This window comes from Nocardia arthritidis NBRC 100137, from assembly GCF_001612765.1.
GTDB lineage: Bacteria > Actinomycetota > Actinomycetes > Mycobacteriales > Mycobacteriaceae > Nocardia > Nocardia arthritidis.
Genome location: NZ_BDBB01000107.1, coordinates 1 through 775, shown reverse-complemented (window position 1 = coordinate 775; position 775 = coordinate 1). Strand labels below are relative to the sequence as shown.

Annotated in this window: 2 protein-coding genes; both read left to right on the top strand. The window is 66.2% G+C overall.

What is annotated here, in order from left to right; translation table 11 throughout:
- On the top strand, window positions 1-226 hold a 226-nt coding region (locus NA8_RS34785), incomplete at its 5' end, for a hypothetical protein (protein ID WP_218019544.1).
- Between the two features lie 26 nt (window positions 227-252).
- Window positions 253-775 (top strand): fasciclin domain-containing protein (locus NA8_RS32260; protein WP_063054053.1); only part of this gene is annotated, 523 nt, incomplete at its 3' end.

The following is a 775-nucleotide window of genomic DNA, read 5'->3' as shown; positions in this document are numbered from 1 at the left end:
GCGGGGCTCGAAAGTCGCCGGAGTCTCCATCAGGCAAACTCTTAGCAAAAATTCAGTACAAGATCGACGCATAAACGATGCATTCGCGGGTGAACAGTGCGAGACTTCCTGGAGTGGACATCCGCTCGTGCGGTCGCTCTGCACGGGGTGCGTGAACGCGGTGGTGGCTGTTGTGGCCTGCCGCGGCGGTTCGGTGCTCGCGCGTAATGACAATCACGACCGCTGAGGTCAACCCGAAGGGAGCAACCCGAGATGCGAAACGCGAAACGATCACTTCTGCTGGCTACGGCCCTGACCGCCGCCGTTCTGGGGGCCTCGTCCTGCTCGGATGACAACGACGATTCCTCCGCGTCCTCGACCACCGGCTCGGCGGTCGAGACGTCGTCGGCGGCGGCATCGTCTCCGTCGACGGGAACGCCCGCGTCGGCTCCCGTCGGCCCGGGCTGCGCCGCGTACGCCGAGCAGGTGCCGACCGGGCCGGGTTCGGTGACCGGCATGGCGACCGAACCCGTGTCGGTCGCCGCGTCGAACAACCCGTTGCTCACCACGCTCGTCGCCGCGGTGTCCGGTCAGCTCAACCCGCAGGTGAACCTGGTCGGTACCCTCGATGGCGGGCAGCTCACCGTGTTCGCACCGGTCGACGCCGCCTTCGCCAAGGTCGATCCCGCGACGATCGAAACGCTGAAGACCGATTCGGCCGCGCTCACCAAACTCCTCAAATATCACGTGGTGCCCGGACGGGTCGGGCCGAGCGAGATCCCCGGGGACCACAAGA